The sequence below is a fragment of the Desertibacillus haloalkaliphilus genome (assembly GCF_019039105.1).
Lineage (GTDB): Bacteria > Bacillota > Bacilli > Bacillales > KJ1-10-99 > Desertibacillus > Desertibacillus haloalkaliphilus.
Window position 1 is genome coordinate 62786 of the sequence record NZ_JAHPIV010000013.1, and the last position, 16302, is coordinate 79087.

A 16302-nucleotide genomic window follows, 5' to 3' on the forward strand; every position below is an offset into this window, starting at 1 on the left:
CTCCATTTATTTAATACAAACTCATTACCTATTATAACAGTAAATATTCCCAATGATAAAATGAAATGTAAACAATGATAACTTTTCTAAACTCTTTTTAATGAAAGGATCGCATATCATTATACTACCACTGTCTTTGACTAGTTATTCCAACAAGATACCTATTACAATTTTTTAACAAACAAACACGAGGCCGCTATACGGCCTCGTGTTTGTTTGCTTCTTCTTTCCTTCTTTTCTTCTTTAAGAAAAGTTCTCTTCGTTTTTTCATCGCTTTGGTAATGTATCCACCTTTAAAACTCCGTGGTTCATACGAAGCGACAAAAGCAGATGGCTCATAATCACTAATAATACGGTAAAATTCCTTTTCACGATCACGCCTTGCCGTACAATCTAAGCGGTATCGCATCGAATTCATACCCTCAACTTCACTCGTTGAAACACTGAATCCTACTTCTCGAAGACGATTAATCAACTCAACATTTTTATGTGGAATGTTAGCTTCAATGGTTACATAGCCAATCGCTAATTTCTCCTCTAACATCCCCCCTAGGTAAACCCCAAGTCCGAAGCCTAACGCATAAGCAACCATATTCATATAATTCGATAAATCACTAAAGACAAGCCCTAAGGCACCTACATATATAATACCTTCCAACATTCCCATCGCAGAAGCTTGGGTTTTCATACCTTTTACGACAAGGATTGTTCGAAGAGTCAAGACAGGGACTAACGCTAACTGAGCAACAAAGATAATGAACGCCTGTAACATCACTCATCCTCCTTTACATCAAATAAACCTAGATAAGTGTAACAGAAATTCATCAGGAACATAACTATATTAAAAAAATTTTCCCTATTGACATTCTAGTTACTCTTCTTATGATACCCTGTCTCTCACTCAAGCAAACATGTTACTGGATGATTTCTGATTATGATTGTCTACAACGCCGAAAACTCATCAACTAATCCTCCAAACGTTGAAAGCGCCTGCTCAATCGGTTCTGGTTTGGTCAGATCAACACCTGTTGCACGTAATAAATTTAATGGGGTATCTGCGCTTCCACTTTTCAAAAATGTGAGATAAGCATTTAACGTTTGCTGATCCCCTGTTAATAATTGGTCAGCTAAATGAATCGCCGCTGCATAACCAGTCGCATACTTGTACACATAGAATGGGCGATAGAAATGTGGGATCCGTGACCAGCCAAATTTCACTTCATCATCAATCACTAGCTCTTCGCCATGATACTCCCTGAATAAACGTTCATAAATGGAATGGAAAACATCAGCGTTTAATGGTTCTTTAGCCTCTGCTTTTTCATGCGTAATCTTTTCAAACTCAGCAAACATGACTTGTGTAAACATCGTCCCTTTGAAACTGTCGATAAAATGATTTAATAAGTACTTTTTCATTTGCTTATCGTTCGTACGCTCGAGCAAATGACGAATGAGCAGCACTTCATTAACCGTTGACGCAACCTCAGCAACAAAGATCGAATAACCAGCGCGATTAGGCGGTTGATGTGTTGAGCTGTAATAAGAGTGCATCCCATGCCCACATTCATGGGTTAATGTAAATAAACTATCAAGGTCGTCTCGGTGATTGAGCAAAATAAATGGATGGACACCATATACACCGATGTTGTAGGCACCTGATCGTTTCCCTGGTGTTTCCCGAACATCAATATATCGCTTTTCCTTAAAGCCGCGTAACGTCGATACATATTCGTTTCCGAGGGGCTCTAAACTTTCTAACATCGTCTCATACGCCTCATCAAATGAAATGTCTTTTTTCACGCCATCCACAAGTGGAACGCTCAAGTCATATGCTCGTAATTCATCAACGCCTAACATTTCTTTTCGCACACGAACATATCGTTTCATCGGTTCGAGGTTCTGTTTTGTCACCTTTATTAAGTTTTCGTAGACTTGTTTTGGGACTTCGTCAGCAAAAAGCGACTTTTCCAACGCTGATGGATAACGGCGAAGGTTTGCCATCAATACATTATTTTTTACCGCCGTTGCTAACGTAGATGCTGTTGTATTCTGCAATTGGACATATGGTTTATAATAAGCTTTATAGGCTTCTTTTCGTTTTTGACGATCCTTATCTTCAATTAACTTTGCATACATCCCCCTCGTTAGAGAGACTTTTTCTCCATCATCATTGGTGACTTCTCCAAAAGCAATATCGGCATTGTTGATCATCCCAAATGTTTTCCCAGGTGAGGAGAGCGCATCCCCCATTTGCGAAAGCACTTCTTCCTTCTCTTTCGATAATACATGATCTTTATAACGGTACAATTCATATAAATCATCTTCAAAATAGGTCAACTCTTTTACTTCTTCTAAATATTGTTTTAAAGTGGATTCATCAAGACTTAATAAAAATGGCTTAAAAAACGAGGTGGCAGCACTGATTTGTTGGCCGACCTGACTGATGCGCTCAAGTAATGCTTGAGATTCATTCACCCTCGTATCGGTATCTACTTTTAGCATCGCGTACACATACAGGCATTTATAGACTAAACCAAGCTCTTCCGAAAGCTTGAGATACTCAAGCAAATCTTGCGCTTGATGGATCTCACCGTCAAATGAGCTTAGCTTCTTTACCATCTCTAGAACATTCGCAAAGTCTTGCTCCCATCGATCAAGGTTTGAATATAAATCCTCTAACCTCCATTTTTCATGGACTGGTACGTCATCCCGCGATTGAAATGTTTTCATCAACAAAACTCCCTTCATGATTACTTATGTAACGATTTACACTTGTTTCCACCCTCACTATACACATATGTATTCGATCTGTCTTATATTTTAGATTATCATTATTACCAGCTTGAGTACGAATTAAAAGTTGGCAACCTCCGATGGTTGAAAGATCTATTTAAAAACAAGTGAGTGTACGATAAAATATTTACAGAATCTTTGAAAGGAGAAAAGCGATGGAGAAAATCTTTTTCATTGAAACAGGCATGGGCACTGATGTCCATGGTCAGGATGTGACAAAAGCCTCGGTTCGCGCGGTCGAAAACGCCATTCACTCAAATTCCATGCCAGGCTTACGATCTGTATTGCCTGAAAATAAAATTGAGAACATGCGCGTCAATGTCAAACTTGCCGTCCCTTGCGACCTCGATCAGGTAGATAAGGAAGCTATAAAAGAAGTGTTGCCATATGGGGATATCACGGTTGAGGTCACCCATGGAGGGATGTCTACAACAAGTGGCGTCGTCTTAAAAGACAAGGCTGATAAAAACGATCAAATGTATATTGTTATCGCAGCAATTGAAGTCGGGTATTAATATAAAAAGGGGACCGAAAAAAATTGCACCTCACTTTAGGTCCCCTCCCCGACTGTACATTATTTGTTGAAATCCCCTAAACGTGCAAAGAATTGTTTCAAAAATTCATAAAATAACTTCTCGGTTGGTAACAGTTCACGTTCACTAGGGGTGACGACCCCCACCGTACGAGTCACTTCCGGCTCACTAATTGGAAGCTTCACAGTTGAGCGTGGCATACTGTCAATTAATGTTATTTCTGGAATCAGTGTCACACCTAAACCTGCAGACACTAGACCTTTAATCGCATCAATATCCTCCCCCTCAAATGAGACATTCGGTTGAAAACCTAACTGTTGACAAGCATGAACGACTATTTCCCTTAAAACAAAGCCTTCAGGATATAAGACAAACGAATCATTCCGTAATTGATCAAGCTTAATGGAGGATTGATCTGAAAATGGATGATTGATCGGTAAAAGGGCAACAATATTCTCAAGAAACAAGATTTCTGCCTGCACTTTTTTTTCATGCTTAGGGATCGGACCAAGTAACGCCATATCAAAATCACCTTTGACAACCGAATCTATCAACGATCGATACGAACCTTGAGTAAATTGAAAGGTTATTTCGGGATATTGCTCTCGAAAAGCAGATATAGCTGTCGGTAGGGTGTATGTCGCCATACTACTCGGGAAGCCAATTCGAACGGTACCACGTTCTGGCTGTAAATATTCAGCTACTTCCCGTTTTGCATTATCAATCACCTGCATCGCTTCTTTCATATGAGCTAAGAACATGTTACCGATCGGTGTGAGCTTCACATTTCTTCCATCACGAATAAACAGCTTGACACCCAATTCTGATTCTAAATTGAAAATCTGGCGACTAACAGCTGACTGTGCAACATGCATCGCATTCGCAGCCTCCGTCACGTGCTCTCGCTTCGCTACTTCAATAAAATAGTGAATCTGTCTTAATTCCATGTATTCCTCCCTATTTTGTAACTAATCTCATTTCAGCATTGTTTATATCTAAATTATATATTGTTTTAGATCGATTTAAAATTATAAAATACATGTATGCAAACGCGTTATATAATCTTACAAAATCGTTGAAATCTTACAAGCGATCATGGAACATCAATCCAAGTGAAGGTAGATGTATCAACTAACACTTAATTATAAACAAAAAGGGGAGATTTTAGAAAGATGACAACATTACAAGAAACAAAACCAACAAAGGAAATGCTAAATGCTAAAGAGTATGTAAATAATGTTTTTGAATTAGTTAAGCAGCGAAATAGCAATGAAAATGAATTTCACCAAGCAGTTAAAGAAATTTTTGATTCACTTGTACCAGTGTTTGCTAAAAAACCGATCTACATGGAACATGGTATTCTCGAGCGTATGGTTGAGCCTGAGCGAATGATCACTTTTCGCGTTCCGTGGGTAGATGACAACGGAAAAGTCCATGTCAATCGTGGCTTCCGTGTACAGTTCAATAGTGCAATTGGCCCTTATAAAGGTGGCTTACGTTTCCACCCTTCTGTTAATGCTAGTATCATTAAGTTCTTGGGATTTGAGCAAATTTTCAAGAATTCATTAACAGGCCAGCCTATCGGTGGAGGAAAAGGTGGATCAGACTTTGATCCAAAAGGAAAATCAGATAATGAAATTATGCGGTTTACTCAAAGTTTTATGACTGAACTGAGCAAACATATCGGCCCTGATACAGACGTTCCAGCAGGTGATATTGGTGTTGGCGCACGCGAGATTGGCTATATGTTCGGTCAATATAAACGACTTCGCGGTGCGTATGAAGCAGGCGTCCTTACAGGAAAAGGTGTCGGCTACGGTGGAAGCTTAGGTCGTACAGAAGCAACAGGCTACGGTACCGTTTACTTCGTTCAAGAAATGCTCAAAGACAAAGGTGACAGCTTTGAAGGTAAAACTGTTGTTATCTCAGGATCTGGTAATGTATCTACCTATGCAATTGAAAAAGCTACTGAACTAGGAGCAAAAGTCGTTGCATGTAGTGATTCAAGTGGGTACATCTACGATAAAAACGGAATTAACCTTGATACTGTCAAACGATTAAAAGAAGTTGAACGTAAACGAATTAGCGAATATGTCAATGAACATACTGAAGCTGAGTTTGTCGAAGGCTGTGGAGGTATTTGGTCTATCCCTTGCGATATCGCTCTCCCTTGCGCAACTCAAAATGAAATCGAGATAGCTGATGCTAAGTTATTAGTAGCGAATGGGGTTAAAGCGATCGGAGAAGGTGCGAATATGCCATCTACACTAGAAGCCATCGACCTATTCCTAGAAAACAATGTCTTATTCGGTCCTGCCAAGGCAGCTAATGCAGGTGGCGTTGCTGTTTCAGCCTTAGAAATGGCACAAAACAGCGCGAGATTAAACTGGACATTTGCTGAAGTCGATGAGAAGCTTCAAGAAATTATGAAAGATATTTATCGTAACTCTGTAAATGCAGCTGAGGAATATGGTCATCCAGGTAATTTAGTCATTGGTGCTAACATTGCTGGCTTTGTTAAAGTAGCCGATGCCATGATCACTCAAGGTGTCATTTAAGGAAGTCATAAAAAGGTAAGCAAGATAGGAGTATTCCTTCTATCTTGCTTACCTTCTTTTAGTTATCTTGCTTTTATAAACATTTGCACCCATGCTCCTTGATAAAAGCCAACTCCAATGGAATCAAATTGACCATTTAGGATATTTTGACGATGACCTGGAGAGTTCATCCAAGAATTCATAACCTCTTGAGGCGTTTTTTGACCTTTTGCAATGTTTTCTGCTGCCGTTGTGTAACTTATCCCAAATGTTCGCATCATATCAAACGGAGATCCATAGTTCGGGCTCGTATGTGAAAAGTAATTTGAATTAATCATATCCTCTGCTTTTTTATGAGCGACATTCTTCAAATCTGCTCGATGAGTTAATGAACCTAACCCCTGCTTTGCTCTTTCTTGATTGACTAACTGTACGACTTGGCCCTCAAAGCCACTGTGATGCTGAGCATCTGGCTTTAAGCGAATCACTTCACCAACTTGCATATTTCTAGGTTCCACATCTGGGTTTAACCGCATTAGCTCACGGTAATCCAGCCCATAGCGCTGGGCAATAAACCAAAACGAATCACCTGGAGAAACTTTATAATGAGAAAATGGTGGTTCTTCGAAATGTTGGATTTGAGCATGTGACTCAATCGCAGGAAAAACAAACATTAGAGCTAGTACGAATAAAAAAGTTTTCTTAATCACAAACATTACCTCCACTAAAATTATTATTTTCCGGTTGACTCTCACCTAGTTTGTAATTCTCTACGCTGCACTATGTATGTAAATTTGATTTTCTCCCATGATTTCTAAAAATACTTAGCCATTGACCGTGCGAGATATAAGCAGATCACAGTTGAAAAGGGAGCAAATCGCAAAATAACTCTCATTCCCCTTTCTAAATGCCAGTCACCTTCACACACAACCAATAATCGAAATTAAATGTCATTGCTAAATAACCAAATTCCTACTAAAATACGAAAATTGTAAACAGATTCAGAGAATAAGGTAGTCTACCTAAAAACGTTCTCTGTGTGACATACTAGCTTTTACTGAAAGGGGATCATCGTGTTAACGGATAAATTACTAATGAAAACGGACGAAACTCCTGACCCCGTTACCCTTCAAAGGGACTTTGAAGAACTAGAATTCCAAGTTTTTCGTATGCAGCAAAACTTAAAAGAAATCGCAAAAAAATGGCAAGTCATCGGAATTGATCAACCGAGAGAAAATCGTTGGGTTATTATCTATGCTCTTGATGACGGACATTCGTGTCGGGTCATGCTGAATGATTGTGAGGCCCCCTACCGTGGACAATGGGATTTCTGTATTCAAGCACAATATATAGATGAACACACTATTCACATCGGAGACATTAAAGGCGAAGAAAACCGTGGATATGGATCGGTCTGTATGTACTATTTAAAAGAAATTGCTAGAAAGCATAATATCCAGTTCATTCAAGGAGACATCGCCGAAAGAGATTGGGGGCATTTAGACCGACTCATTCACTTTTATAAAAAGCATAACTTTCAAGTCCAACTAACAACTGAACAAAAGACCGGTAAAATTATTTGCAACACTAATTAGGTTGTTAAAAGACCAATCTGGGTCACATGTATTTAAGCCCTATCAAAATCCGAACGATGATTCTAAATTTCCCCAATTGAATTAGAATACGTTCGGATTTTTCTGTTACGATGCTTTTGTCAATGTTATTGCTGTGTACAAGATCTACTGTGACAGTTAATTCCCGCCTCGGATAGTCGTCGCTTACCGGACCAAGTAAATCACCATTCAACATTTCAATTTATTCAGCAGTTAATATTGCCTACGTTAAAACTGAGAGTTAACATTCTAATCACTCTCCTTTTTAGATTGGAAGGTTTTAGTTATGTCCCAGCGCCGTTTTTACTTCTCCACCTAACCTAACGTCAGAACACTGGAAATCATGTAAGATCTTGTCGCAAGTTTTAATTTTCAAAAAATATAAAATCTAACAATTTTATGTTAAAATCAATTGTAAGCGTATACACACTAAGGAGGTCTTTTATGAAGTTAGAAGAGTTAATTCAACAGTTTCGTCAGTTCAAACAAACCAAGCCACAAGATGTAAATGAATTGTTAGACTTTATCCAACGTAGTTATATTTATGGGGAGCTTACGATTTCACAATATCGACAGCTGTTTAAGGAATTAAGTGAGCGTGGTGCTGAAAAGCCTATTTATTTCTCTGAAATTGGTATGTTCAACTCAAAGTTATTCTCATAACTGTTTCTCGTAGCTCTTTTCAACTTCAAACCTTTAATTTAAAACCTTTGATGCCACTTCGATGCTCTACATGGCTTTGAAGAACCATCGACATTTCTTATAGCAATACTTGTGCTATTTAATCGTCAAATAATGAGTTACTCATTATTTGACGATTAACAAATCCCCTTTTGTAGCTACATACGATAAGCACTGTATCTAAGGGACTAGCACTACCGCTAAATTGCCATTAGCGCCCCTTCTTTGTTATGGTAATTCAAATCCTTCCATGTTCTCCATATTATTTTCAATTAACTCAATAATTGTTGCTGCTTCTTCTTTACTAAATATAAAATTCGTCTCATCTTCAATTAAATCGTCATCATCTGTTTTGATCCGATTCACTCTGCGAAGTACGCCATCGCCTGTATCTTCTACGACTCCAAACTGGTAAGCAACTTCAACTTCGTCCACATACGCGTACGCCAATACTTCTGGGCTTGTCCACTCCACTTCTACAACCTCTTCATCAGCGTATTCTTGTTCATCATAATATTCGTCTTCACCGACGGCGTAATCATCTTCGTGAACAACAGAATATCCTTCGTCATCATGGATTACAACATACTCACCTTCATCATCTTCAACGGCTTCAAGCTCCATATAATCATGAAACGATTCATGAACAGCATCAACAATATCTTCAATATCAGGGAGTATTGTTCGTGAGGTCTGGTCTAAATTCATATCAAATTCTTCAATATAAAACTCTTCATTATGTGGGTCAAAAAACAACGTGCAGAAAAAGTCACGTTCCCCCTCATCATCAAGTTCAACATAAAATTCAATTTTTGGGTGTTTTGCAGCACGATCAATGGTCATCTGTCCTGTTTCATCGTATTTTTCACAAATCGATTCCATATAATCTTGCATTTCACTACAAACACGGTCAAACCACTCTAAAGACATTAAACATCCCATCCTTTATAAAATGATCAGTTATAGTATCTGTCCATCCTATCATAATTGCTCATTCCTTTTTCAACCAATTCATTTTTGGAAAAATCCGGAAGTTCCAAACAGTAAGCATACAATACTTTTCCTAATGTTTTTTCTATAATACAATAATAAAAGGTGGATATTTATCCGTAACGAGAGCCCGTAATTACGAGGGGGGGAACGAAAAAACGTGAACATGATGGTGGAAAACATCTGGAAAGGAGCTTACTATGAAGCCAAAAGTTCTAGCTTATATGCGCGTGGATGACCGCGTCATTGAAGATTTAAAAGAGGATTTCGATGTCACAACCTTTAGCAACGAAGAATACTTAGATGATCCGACATTTACTAAAGCCTTACAAGAAACAGAGGGGATCATTGGATTAGCTTTGCAGGTGACAAAGCAATTATTAGACAAAGCTCCAAAACTTAAAATTGTATCGAACGTTTCTGTTGGTCATGACAACCTCGATCTTGAAGAACTAACAAAACGAAATATTATGGCAACCAATACGCCAGGGGTGTTAGATGACACGACAGCGGATGCCGTTTTTGGACTTATGCTTTCTTCCGCCCGCAGGATTTCAGAGCTTGATCACCACGTAAAATCAGGAAAATGGAATATCTCCCTACAACCTGATCAATATGGGATTGATGTTCATCATAAAACTTTAGGCATCATCGGTATGGGAAGCATCGGTCAAGCGATTGCAAAGCGTGCCAACCTCGGCTTTGATATGAACATTCTTTACCATAACCGCACGAGAAACAAACAAGCAGAAGAAATGTATGATGCAACGTATTGCGAAAAAGATGACCTGTTACAGCAATCCGATTTCGTTTGCTTAATGGTTCCAGCTACACCTGAAACCCACCATATGATTAGTGAACGAGAATTCAAGTTAATGAAGCCTTCTGCCATTTTTATAAATGGTTCTAGGGGAAGTAATGTCGATGAGATGGCCTTGTATCACGCCCTAAAAAATAAAGAAATCCGTGCTGCCGGAATTGATGTGTTTCAGCAGGAGCCAACCGACCCAAGCAATCCATTGTTATCATTGGAGAACATCGTTACAACGCCACATATTGGTTCCTCCACAACTGAATGTGAATATAACATGTCAAAATTAGCAGCCGAAAACATCAAAAAAGGCTTACGTAACGAAAAACCACCAACCTTACTAAACGAGAGCGTTTTGAAAAATGGGTAGAAAGAGGCTTGGACAAAAGGTTTGTTTTTCACCTTTTTTCCGAGCCTCGAAGCCATGAGCGTTTCCACCACCATCTTTTAAAAGCCCGTTGTGAGTGGGTTTCTCACAACGGGCTTGTGGTGAGTGAAGCCATTGCCAATATTTTAACTAGTTTTGTCCCGACCCCTTTTATGATAATGTTTTTATCTCTTCTTGCAATTGACGAGAACGTTTGGCATTGCCTTCTGCAAAATTCATCAAGCGTAACTTTAATTCTCCATCTGTATGAATTCGTTCAGCTGAAATTAAATACGATCTCATCAGTTCTTCTTCTTGTTTGAGTGAATCTTGTAGCAGTTGCTTAATATCGTCAATCGATAATTGGTCTTCTCGATCGTTGTCTCGGTCATAATCATATTCATGGTTCATGTTATATCACCTCTTATCATTAATCATTACGACAAACATTGCGCAACTGTCGTGATTAATATGAGCCATAATATTACGATTTAACCTAACAAATTTGACCACTCCATTCAATCACTTAGACGAACGGCAGTACCATAAACTAATACTTCTGAAGAACCCTCCATAATCGATGACGACGTGTATCTTACACAAACAACAGCATCTGCTCCGAGTTTCTTCGCTTCCTCTATCATCTGTTTTTCCGCATACTCACGTGACTCCAAGAACATTTCTTCATATTCTCGCATTCTGCCCCCAACTAAATTGCGAAGTCCTCCGATGATATCTTTGCCTAGGTGCTTGGCTTGCACTGTGTTACCCTTTACCACTCCTAATGGTTCGATTGTTTTTCGACCTGGGACGTTTTCTGTTGTCACAAGCAACATTTACATCATCTCCTATCACCATTATCGTTACACGTTAACGTCTAACGCGCGCTGTTTGCTGCTTTCCCCTCTTTTTTCCTCTCCAATAAAATATTGGAACAAGTACTAGCACGACTAATAAAAAACCATACACGACAGTTTGAATTTCTAGGTTCATTAACCCTAGTGGTATAAATGACAATACTAATAAATACAATGAATTCCCTAAAAGTGTTCCGTAAAAATACGAATGGAATTTGATGGAACTGACACCTGCCGCGATATTGATGACACTTGTCGGAACAAACAATACATTTCTCGAAATAAATATATAAAGAAAAGCATTCCCTTCCATTTTGTCTAGTATTTGTTGATTAACCTTTTGCAAAAACCATTCTTGAAACAAGTAGCGTGCTAACCAAAAACAAAGACATGCACCGATCACACTCGTAAAAACACTCCAAAGATAACCGAACACAAAACCAAAAAACGTGATGTTTATAGTAACAACAATCAAAAGTGGAACAAACGTCGCGAGGTTTTGAACGATCATTACTAGAAATGTGACCACTAACAATAGATAGGAATGATCGGATAAAAGATTTTGTAGTGAAGTTAGATCTTCTTGACGTAACATTGAAATAAGCTCCGATTGAGAAAACACGAACAAAATGACAATAATTGCAAAAAAAGAAATAAATTTCATCCAGCTTTTGATCTGTCTTCACCTACTTACTTATTGACAATCCACTTACAACCATAACACCACCGCTTGAGTTCTTAAAGAATCGGTGACAATAACCTTGAGATCGATTCTTTAAAGCGAATGCGACGCGGTCGATGTTGGTATGAACGAAGCGTGACTTCTGTTGATCGCTCCATATCATTTTGAAATATTTGCTTCAATCGTCTAGATGTCGGTTTGTGATAAATAAATGCATTGACTTCAAAATTTAACTTAAAACTACGCATATCAATGTTTGCTGTTCCGACTGAACTGATTTTGCCATCGACGACAATGGTTTTCGCATGAATGAACCCATTGTCATAAATGTAGACTTTCGCGCCTGTTTTGAGGAGCTCACCAATGTACGAAAAGGTTGCCCAATACACAAACATATGATCGGGCTTATTAGGAATCATAATTCGCACATCTTTTCCAGAAAGAGCAGCTACACGCAACGTATCAAGAATACTAGCATCAGGAATAAAATATGGGGTTTGAATGTATATGGATTCTTTCGCAGAAGCAATCATTTTTAAGTACCCATTTTTCACTTGCTCCCACTCTGAATCTGGACCACTCGATACAACCTGTACAGCTGCATCTCCACGTATTTTTTTCGTTGGAAAATAACGACGTTCATACTTAATATAATTGCTCTTTGACGCTTGATTCCAATCCAGAATAAAACGCGTTTGCATCGTATCGATCGCAGGCCCTTTTATGCGCAAATGAGTATCACGCCAGTAGCCGAACTTCTCGTTCAGTCCAAGGTATTCATCACCAATATTGAAGCCACCGATATATCCCATATGGCCATCAATAATGATCAACTTTCTGTGGTTTCTAAAATTTAATCTTAAGTTAATATATGGAATCGCAGATGGAAAAAAGACACCGACTTCACCACCTGCATCCATTAACTGGCGAAAGTCCTTTCGAGATAATTTACGTGAACCCATATCATCATACAGCACCCGAACTTTTACTCCTTCTTTAGCCTTTTTAACCAAGGCTGAGATGATCTTTTGACCTAAATTATCGTTACGCATGATGTACGATTGGAGGTGAATATGATCCTCTGCATTTTCAATATCCTCTAAAAGAGTATCGAACTTTTCATTACCATCAATGAAGATGTCGATATCATTTTCCTTTGACAGTACAGCACCATTGTTTGTTAATTGCATAAATATTAAATCACGATACTCATCAACATTCGGATCTTTGAACGTAAAGTTCGGATCACGAATACTGTTCATCTGTTCAGAAATCTGGCTTTCGATCCCGATTTTTTGAATATCATCCCAATCAAATAGGCGTTTACGGCTGTAATTTTGACCAAAAATGAGATAAAAGATAAAACCAGCAAGCGGTATAAAGTATAAGACCATTAACCATGCCCACGTTGATGTAGCATCCTTCCGCTCTATAAAAATAATGATACTAGCAAACACAAAATTTAATAGAAATAATATAGCTAAAAAAATCGTTAAAATATCCATTGATTTCCTACCTTTAAACTAGAGACTTACTTGCTCTCAATTCTACCATTTATAGATAAGAATTGTAATACCTGGCATACGTGGCGAAGGAAAAGCGAAACGACTGATGGTTTTGCAGCTACCTTTAATTATTGCTCTCTTATACAACTATGCTCTCTTCATTCCCTTTATCCTTAAAATCCAAACTTGCTGGTAAAAGTAATCTTTATTCAAGAAAATGTTAGACCTATTCGTTTTTGCTCGACCGATCCCTTTAACGTTCTAAAATTATGCCTGAGGCGAATGTTACACTTGGGGCCCGTGGGGACCCCTGATCGATGAATTTATTGGTGAGCTAACACTTTCTGTCTCATCACATGATCCTTTAAAAATTGAATAAAAATCTCATCTCGAACTAAAGAGGCTGCATAATTTCTTTTAATATATCGCTCTGCTTCTGCAAACGAAGAAAATGACTTCTCAATTTGATCATCATTATAATCAATGGTCCACTCATCTTCAGCCATGGGATAAATAAAAAACTCATCTTCTTGCTGATTGTCGTATAAACAACCTTGTTTCGCCTCCTTCAAGTTATACCGGTTTCTAAATGCATCAATACGAAGTGGTTCAATCGCAAATGGTTCAGCAACATAGCATTTATAAGCTTCTTCTGTCAAAGAGCAACCAGACGCTTTAGCATGGCCACCGCCACCAAACTGACCGGCAATTTGTGATACATCAACCTCGTCATGCACGGTACGAAGGCTCATCCGTTTCCCACCAACACTAACGATTGCAATGTAATCGAGATGATCATTGGCTTTACCTAATTCATTCCCTAATTCTGAGTGATATGATTCTGCATGAACAATCCCAACACAATAATCGCCGATAAATGTTTGAACCAACTCTCTTCTCTTTTTGCGGACATATCGCTCGATTTTACCTTCTTCTAAATCTAATAACTTTGTTTCAAACTCATCAAACGAAAATTCTTGAGTGTTTTTTATTCGATCAATCATACGTTCCTCGAATTCATCTATGGAAAGCAAGAAAAAAAGGTCATTCAATCGTTTTGCTTTTATGTTTTCATTCTTGTCCCATTCCCACGTATCATATTGACGAACAAGTTCTACAAATTGGTCGAGAGTAGGAGTTGGTTCAAGCTGATTCGTCTCAATTAAATGGTCGTAAAAAAGAGACGTAGCTGAGGCTAATCGTCCGTCTTCATACTCAACTTGAACCGAACCCCAATCATATTCGTTAAAGTGCAGAGCTGTTTTGTGGTGATCGATTAACTGGATGTTCCCTCCATCCTGTACATAGGTGTCAATCCGTCGTTCATTGTCCTCATTAACCGATAAGTCAGTGATAAATACAACATCATCCTTTCGACCTTTGTCCAAAAAACGGCCAACTTGAACATCTAATCCTGAGACAGAGTTATACCGGACATCCACCTGCTCAGAAAATGCTATTTTGGCAACAACCCCACAGCCAACGCCATCTAAATCATTATGCGAATATAAACGATACATTGTTTCCCTCCTCTTTTTTTGATTTATTATGCTTCAAACGAAAAGAAAATATCGTTAACGAAAACAAATCATAAAGAAGATATGAAAAAAGACCAACGATCCCCTTTTTTCATATCTTCTTTGACGGCAATACTGCTTATGCTGCTTTATTAGAACCCGACATGCTCCAGTAATAGATTTTTGGAAGTGGATTGAATGCAACATACTCACGAACCAATGATCCTGCCACAAATGCTACCATTTGCCAATCAATCGCTTTGATCATCGTCCATCACTCCCCTCACGTTATCGTATTCCAATTATGAATTGTCCTATGACACATCATTGGATACTACCAGTCTATGTAGAAGCATTCCTATTGTTGTAATCTTAAAAACCAGGAGGAGTCGCTTCCCCCTGGTCAGTCCAACATACTATCTGTGTTGATCAAAATGCTGAATCACCTGTTTTGTCAGGTCGATTTCATTCTTGTATTTAAGCTCTTCATCGGTAATTTCAAGATAACCATGACAGCTGTGGACAAAAAGGTGTATTTTCTCGTCATTTACTGTATATGTTACTGGTCTATGAATCCGGGACTCAACTTCCCTCATCACTCGCTTTAGCTTTACATGATTAAAATCTAACGAATAAGTGGCCGTTCCATAGGCACTCGAAAGCATCGCAACTACTTTTGAACTTGCTCTCGTGTGTAGTTGCTCAATGACTTCAAAAATAAACGACGTTAAATGCGAAACATCGGAATAGGCTGAACGGTAAAGATCAAAAGCATAATTAATGAGAAATGTATCTTTACTCTCATCAAAATAATTAAGATAAAGAGCATCCTGCTTCTCAATCGTGTCCTTCTTTGCTGCCATTAAATCATAGATCCCTAGCGGTTCGTCCCAAAATTTTTTATAAGCAACTTCATCGACTTCTATGGTGATCGTTTCCTCACTGAACAACACATAGATCGGAGGATATTGTTGAAATTCAACAACTTCATCATTTGCTGAATGACATAAACACAAATGTGTACCTGGGGGAATATCATCAATTTCGATCGCTTTCCGGAAGTGCTTTCTCGGAAAATAAAAGACATAGCCATACTCGCCTTCATCTTTCATTAAATATTTTCGGTCAATCTTGATATCTTCTATCATATCCTCGCCACTTTTTGAAAATAAGAATTTAATAGCCACTTGAATCCCTCCCAACATGCGCAAGCCAATTGATAGGTTTTACTATATGGTTATGCACATGAGTTTGAAAATATATGTACAGACGGTTCTCCATGTTTAAAAATTCCTTACTTATTTTTCTCTCCGAGTCTTTGAAACTTTGTATAACTGCTTTATAATCGATGAAGTATGTTAGTGATCAAGCTTCTGATTTAACTATTTACCTTCTAGTTTACTTAAGACAAGAGAA

Annotated in this window: 17 protein-coding genes; 5 read left to right on the forward strand and 12 right to left on the reverse strand. The window is 38.4% G+C overall.

What is annotated here, in order from left to right; translation table 11 throughout:
* Positions 1-196: 196 nt before the first annotated feature.
* Both KH400_RS15150 and pepF read right to left on the reverse strand, forming a co-directional pair.
* Complete coding sequence (locus KH400_RS15150; protein ID WP_217225981.1) at positions 197-772, reverse strand: DUF2179 domain-containing protein; 576 nt, start codon at positions 770-772, stop codon at positions 197-199.
* Between the two features lie 170 nt (positions 773-942).
* Positions 943-2730 (reverse strand): oligoendopeptidase F, encoded by a 1788-nt coding sequence (gene pepF / locus KH400_RS15155; RefSeq protein WP_217225983.1) that lies wholly within the window; start codon positions 2728-2730, stop codon positions 943-945.
* Between the two features lie 218 nt (positions 2731-2948).
* On the opposite strand from pepF, the gene KH400_RS15160 reads away from it, so the two are divergent.
* Positions 2949-3308: a Lin0512 family protein gene (locus tag KH400_RS15160; RefSeq protein ID WP_217225985.1), complete on the forward strand. Its 360-nt coding sequence runs from the start codon at positions 2949-2951 to the stop codon at positions 3306-3308.
* A gap of 59 nt (positions 3309-3367) precedes the next feature.
* Here the strand turns inward: KH400_RS15160 and gltC are convergent, their stop codons facing one another.
* Positions 3368-4273: a glutamate biosynthesis transcriptional regulator GltC gene (gltC, locus tag KH400_RS15165; protein ID WP_217225987.1), complete on the reverse strand. Its 906-nt coding sequence runs from the start codon at positions 4271-4273 to the stop codon at positions 3368-3370.
* Between the two features lie 225 nt (positions 4274-4498).
* Here gltC and gdhA point away from each other — a divergent pair, with 225 nt between their 5' ends.
* On the forward strand, positions 4499-5884 hold the full coding sequence (gdhA, locus tag KH400_RS15170; protein ID WP_246589690.1) for an NADP-specific glutamate dehydrogenase: 1386 nt from the start codon (positions 4499-4501) through the stop codon (positions 5882-5884).
* 62 nt (positions 5885-5946) lie between these two features.
* Here the strand turns inward: gdhA and KH400_RS15175 are convergent, their stop codons facing one another.
* Positions 5947-6579 carry a CAP domain-containing protein gene (locus KH400_RS15175; protein ID WP_217225989.1) on the reverse strand — a complete coding sequence of 211 codons (633 nt, stop codon included), beginning with the start codon at positions 6577-6579 and terminating at the stop codon, positions 5947-5949.
* Between the two features lie 378 nt (positions 6580-6957).
* Here KH400_RS15175 and KH400_RS15180 point away from each other — a divergent pair, with 378 nt between their 5' ends.
* Positions 6958-7458: a GNAT family protein gene (locus KH400_RS15180; protein WP_217226186.1), complete on the forward strand. Its 501-nt coding sequence runs from the start codon at positions 6958-6960 to the stop codon at positions 7456-7458.
* 462 nt (positions 7459-7920) lie between these two features.
* On the forward strand, positions 7921-8139 hold the full coding sequence (yppF, locus tag KH400_RS15185; protein ID WP_217225991.1) for a YppF family protein: 219 nt from the start codon (positions 7921-7923) through the stop codon (positions 8137-8139).
* 246 nt (positions 8140-8385) lie between these two features.
* Here yppF and KH400_RS15190 read toward each other — a convergent pair whose 3' ends face one another.
* On the reverse strand, positions 8386-9087 hold the full coding sequence (locus KH400_RS15190; RefSeq protein WP_217225994.1) for a hypothetical protein: 702 nt from the start codon (positions 9085-9087) through the stop codon (positions 8386-8388).
* Between the two features lie 260 nt (positions 9088-9347).
* Between KH400_RS15190 and KH400_RS15195 the strand changes: the two genes are divergently transcribed.
* Positions 9348-10328, forward strand: a complete 981-nt coding sequence (locus KH400_RS15195) for a 2-hydroxyacid dehydrogenase (RefSeq protein ID WP_217225996.1) — start codon at positions 9348-9350, stop codon at positions 10326-10328.
* A 168-nt stretch (positions 10329-10496) separates the two neighbouring features.
* Here KH400_RS15195 and KH400_RS15200 read toward each other — a convergent pair whose 3' ends face one another.
* The 7 genes from KH400_RS15200 to KH400_RS15225 form a co-directional block, all read right to left on the reverse strand.
* A complete protein-coding gene (locus KH400_RS15200; protein WP_217225998.1) occupies positions 10497-10736 on the reverse strand; it encodes a hypothetical protein in 240 nt (79 codons plus the stop codon).
* 107 nt (positions 10737-10843) lie between these two features.
* Positions 10844-11161, reverse strand: coding sequence for a YbjQ family protein (locus KH400_RS15205; RefSeq protein ID WP_217226000.1), 318 nt, complete (start codon positions 11159-11161; stop codon positions 10844-10846).
* A 34-nt stretch (positions 11162-11195) separates the two neighbouring features.
* Complete coding sequence (locus KH400_RS15210) at positions 11196-11777, reverse strand: TVP38/TMEM64 family protein (RefSeq protein ID WP_217226002.1); 582 nt, start codon at positions 11775-11777, stop codon at positions 11196-11198.
* A gap of 143 nt (positions 11778-11920) precedes the next feature.
* A complete protein-coding gene (cls, locus tag KH400_RS15215; protein WP_217226004.1) occupies positions 11921-13369 on the reverse strand; it encodes a cardiolipin synthase in 1449 nt (482 codons plus the stop codon).
* A 323-nt stretch (positions 13370-13692) separates the two neighbouring features.
* The gene (locus KH400_RS15220; RefSeq protein WP_217226006.1) at positions 13693-14889 is read right to left on the reverse strand and encodes a DHH family phosphoesterase; all 1197 of its coding nucleotides are present in this window, start codon (positions 14887-14889) and stop codon (positions 13693-13695) included.
* A gap of 136 nt (positions 14890-15025) precedes the next feature.
* Complete coding sequence (locus KH400_RS25330) at positions 15026-15154, reverse strand: hypothetical protein (protein ID WP_281418722.1); 129 nt, start codon at positions 15152-15154, stop codon at positions 15026-15028.
* A gap of 148 nt (positions 15155-15302) precedes the next feature.
* Positions 15303-16073, reverse strand: a complete 771-nt coding sequence (locus KH400_RS15225; RefSeq protein ID WP_217226008.1) for a hypothetical protein — start codon at positions 16071-16073, stop codon at positions 15303-15305.
* Positions 16074-16302: the final 229 nt, after the last annotated feature.

Excerpts from the sequence above, each read along its gene's own strand:
- KH400_RS15150 (WP_217225981.1), bottom strand. The coding sequence starts at position 772 with ATGTTACAGGCGTTCATTATCTTTGTTGCTCAGTTAGCGTTAGTCCCT.
- pepF (WP_217225983.1), bottom strand. The coding sequence starts at position 2,730 with ATGAAAACATTTCAATCGCGGGATGACGTACCAGTCCATGAAAAATGG.
- KH400_RS15160 (WP_217225985.1), top strand. The coding sequence starts at position 2,949 with ATGGAGAAAATCTTTTTCATTGAAACAGGCATGGGCACTGATGTCCAT.
- gltC (WP_217225987.1), bottom strand. The coding sequence starts at position 4,273 with ATGGAATTAAGACAGATTCACTATTTTATTGAAGTAGCGAAGCGAGAG.
- gdhA (WP_246589690.1), top strand. The coding sequence starts at position 4,499 with ATGACAACATTACAAGAAACAAAACCAACAAAGGAAATGCTAAATGCT.
- KH400_RS15175 (WP_217225989.1), bottom strand. The coding sequence starts at position 6,579 with ATGTTTGTGATTAAGAAAACTTTTTTATTCGTACTAGCTCTAATGTTT.
- KH400_RS15180 (WP_217226186.1), top strand. The coding sequence starts at position 6,958 with ATGAAAACGGACGAAACTCCTGACCCCGTTACCCTTCAAAGGGACTTT.
- yppF (WP_217225991.1), top strand. The coding sequence starts at position 7,921 with ATGAAGTTAGAAGAGTTAATTCAACAGTTTCGTCAGTTCAAACAAACC.
- KH400_RS15190 (WP_217225994.1), bottom strand. The coding sequence starts at position 9,087 with ATGTCTTTAGAGTGGTTTGACCGTGTTTGTAGTGAAATGCAAGATTAT.
- KH400_RS15195 (WP_217225996.1), top strand. The coding sequence starts at position 9,348 with ATGAAGCCAAAAGTTCTAGCTTATATGCGCGTGGATGACCGCGTCATT.
- KH400_RS15200 (WP_217225998.1), bottom strand. The coding sequence starts at position 10,736 with ATGAACCATGAATATGATTATGACCGAGACAACGATCGAGAAGACCAA.
- KH400_RS15205 (WP_217226000.1), bottom strand. The coding sequence starts at position 11,161 with ATGTTGCTTGTGACAACAGAAAACGTCCCAGGTCGAAAAACAATCGAA.
- KH400_RS15210 (WP_217226002.1), bottom strand. The coding sequence starts at position 11,777 with ATGTTACGTCAAGAAGATCTAACTTCACTACAAAATCTTTTATCCGAT.
- cls (WP_217226004.1), bottom strand. The coding sequence starts at position 13,369 with ATGGATATTTTAACGATTTTTTTAGCTATATTATTTCTATTAAATTTT.
- KH400_RS15220 (WP_217226006.1), bottom strand. The coding sequence starts at position 14,889 with ATGTATCGTTTATATTCGCATAATGATTTAGATGGCGTTGGCTGTGGG.
- KH400_RS25330 (WP_281418722.1), bottom strand. The coding sequence starts at position 15,154 with ATGATCAAAGCGATTGATTGGCAAATGGTAGCATTTGTGGCAGGATCA.